The organism is Psychrobacillus sp. FJAT-21963 (assembly GCF_001420585.1).
Taxonomy (GTDB): Bacteria; Bacillota; Bacilli; order Bacillales_A; family Planococcaceae; genus Psychrobacillus.
Genome location: NZ_LJIY01000012.1, coordinates 1 through 3,003, shown reverse-complemented (window position 1 = coordinate 3,003; position 3,003 = coordinate 1). Strand labels below are relative to the sequence as shown.

Here is a 3,003-nt window from a genome sequence, read left to right as displayed (position 1 = left end):
TAAAGGCATTTTTATTAAAAATAATAAATAAAACAAATAATATAGTTAACCAGATTCCACCTCGAACAAGTGTCATCAATGAATTGATGAAAGAACCGTATAGAATCGCCACTATACTTATAAATCCTAGTACAGGAAACAATGGAAATAACGGTTGCTTCCAAGATAATTTACTAATCTCTTCTTTACATTTAATTCGATAAATTACCCCTGCGATCAGTGCAAGCGACCAAGAGAATAACCAAGCAATTACTAACTGATTGGATAACTCAATATAAATAAAGTCTGGATTAATTTGACCTATTAATATTAATACAATAGTAGCTGCCCATATCACAATAATCGCATTGACTGGTGTATAAGTTTTAGGATGAATAGTACCCAAAAATTTTGGAAGCATTCCTTCTCGAGCCTGTTGATAGAAAATACGAGACGTTGCATAAATTGTTCCCATTAAAATAGTTGTTGCAGCAGCAATCCATGCAGCCGTATTCATAATGAATGCACCTGCAACTCCAAATACTTTTCCAGCAGCTATAGTAAATGGAGAACTATCAATTGTCACTTGGTTCCATGGGATGATACCTTGAAGGACAAAATGCGCAAACGAATAGATTGCAATAAAAGTTACACTAGACCAAATTAACCCTCTTGGTAAATCTCTTTCTGGATTAATAGCTTCTGCACCAGCTGTCACTAGCGTCAATGCTCCCAAATAAGCATAAGTTCCAAGTGGAATTGCTCCAAAGAATCCTTCTAAACCATGCGGCATAAAAGGAGTAAAATTGTTAAAATCAACATCTTTTAAACCAAGAATTGCGAAAATAACCATTACGCCTACTAATGCAAGAACTAGATATAGCTGCGTACGTGCCGCTATCACAGTACCTAACATATTAATACCAGCAAAAATAGTAATAAATAAAATCGCAAAGAAAGCTGGCCACCACTCACCTGTTAAACTTGGGAAATACCACATAGTTATTTTCCCTAAAGCAAGACCGACACTTCCCCCAGCAATAATCCATCCAATAGCAAACGTAATTCCTGCTAAAAAGCCCCATGATTTTCCCATAAACCTCTCTACCCACATCGACATGGCACCTGCATTTGGCATAGCTACTGCCATTTCAGTTAATGCAATAATAAGAAATAGCTGAGATAAACCTGCTAGCATATAAGATACAATAGAACTTGGTCCTGCAATTGCAATACCTTGCCCCATCAATAAAAAGATTCCATCACCGACAACTGCTCCTACCCCTAATGCCCAAATATGCCAAAACTTTAAAGTTCTCTTAGGCTCTAAGTCTAATGTTAATTTTTGACTCATTTCTTGTCCCCCTAGTAATCTATAATTTTATTTGATATGCTTGTTCAAAATTTTTGTACAAAATCATTTCTCCGATGTATCGAGCCTTTTCGGCACTCATATAATCCTTTTCAACCCAACCACTTAACACACGTTCAAAACATTCGATAAAGAGCTTAACACCCATCCAATTCATTTCTGGAACAGTAAATGCATCGGAACCGTACATCACTTTGTCAAAAGGAGCCAACTCAAGAACTTGTGAGATAATTCGCTCTACCCCATGACCTGTAAAAGGATTTTGTAAGGAGATATCCATATACACATTAGGAAGAATACTAACAATAAAAGCTGCTTCTTCCATCCACGGATACCCTCCATGCACTAAGTGGACCTTCGTACTTTTATATTTTTCTTTTCGAAGTGTGTCCAACAAGAAACTAGGACTAGCTTTCGTCATGACAACTTCACCATCACCGATTCCCGTATGAATATGCATAAACTTATCTGCTTTTGTACACGCTTCCATCGCAATGTGAAAGCAATAATCTCTAAAAGCTTTAGCAGGAGAACGATCATTTAGCAGAAATTCTTGATATGCCTTTTCCGCATCTACCTTGTTCATCTCTTGAACCTCAAGTCCACTACGATAAGCAATGATAGTTTTTAGTCCAACAACTTCTTCCTTGCGTAAATCCTCCTCTAATTGGTTTCGATATTTTTCTACAAAATCATCAAAAGACAGATTTTGTTTTCCTAGCGAGGTCATTATTGGCTCAATTCGACTTATTTCCCAAACTTGAGCTCCACAAAGTTTTTCAAATTCTTTTCGATCTAATGGTGGTTGAGGATAACCAAAATCCATAATGGCTCCAACTAGGTTCACATCTTCAAATAATTCTTTTGAATACGCACTATAATCCTCTGCTTTTCTATTACGTATCTCTACAATTGACTTTAGATCTTCTTCACAACCGTAATAGTTAGACATAGTTCTTAGTAGTAGTTGAATCCACATATTTGATCCCGGATAAGGTTGGTGCTTCTGAAGCCCTTCAATGCTCGAAAACATTTCGGGAATAACAGATAGAGACAACTTTCTCAAAAAACTAACCGGTGTTTCTATCTCTTTACTAGCTGCAAACGGGTGAGCGTGAACGTCCACTACTTTAATTCCACTTAAACTAACTTCTTTCATCTGTAAACTCCTCCTTAACCTTTACGACAAAAATTTTGCGAAAAATATTTTTCTACCCTTAATAAATATTTGTCGAAAATTCTGTTCAACAAATTTATTAAGTATGATAGACTCGATTATAAGATTTTTCAGAGTTTACAAACAACTGTATGAAAGAAATTTTTCGGAGGTGACAAAAATTGAAACAATCATTAAAGAATATTGATTTTGAGAAAATTGCACCCTTTCTTTTTGAAGGGGTGATCATTGCGGATAAGGAAGGTTTAATAACTGGGGTAAATAAAGCGGTTATTGATTATTTTCCGAAGCTAACTATAAGTGATCTGATTGGAAAGCCTCTTTGCTTCCTCATCCATTCGAAGGATTTGGAATTGTTTATGCTAAATAAACAAGATATGAGGAATATCAACATTTCAATTGGTTTGAATCAACTGCTCGCAAATTTTCGATATATAAACAAAGATAATATTTTAATAGTATTTAAAAATATTAC

3 protein-coding genes are annotated in these 3,003 nt (G+C 35.4%); 1 reads left to right on the top strand and 2 read right to left on the bottom strand.

Annotated features, from left to right (window positions below; genetic code table 11):
* Together AN959_RS18165 and AN959_RS18160 are read right to left on the bottom strand one after the other, a co-directional pair.
* A partial coding sequence (locus tag AN959_RS18165; RefSeq protein WP_056832862.1) for an APC family permease occupies positions 1-1,333 on the bottom strand: 1,333 nt, incomplete at its 3' end.
* 19 nt (positions 1,334-1,352) lie between these two features.
* Positions 1,353-2,510: an amidohydrolase family protein gene (locus AN959_RS18160; protein ID WP_056832860.1), complete on the bottom strand. Its 1,158-nt coding sequence runs from the start codon at positions 2,508-2,510 to the stop codon at positions 1,353-1,355.
* Positions 2,511-2,689: 179 nt separating this feature from the next.
* Here AN959_RS18160 and AN959_RS18155 point away from each other — a divergent pair.
* On the top strand, positions 2,690-3,003 hold a 314-nt coding region (locus AN959_RS18155; protein WP_056832858.1), incomplete at its 3' end, for a PAS domain-containing protein.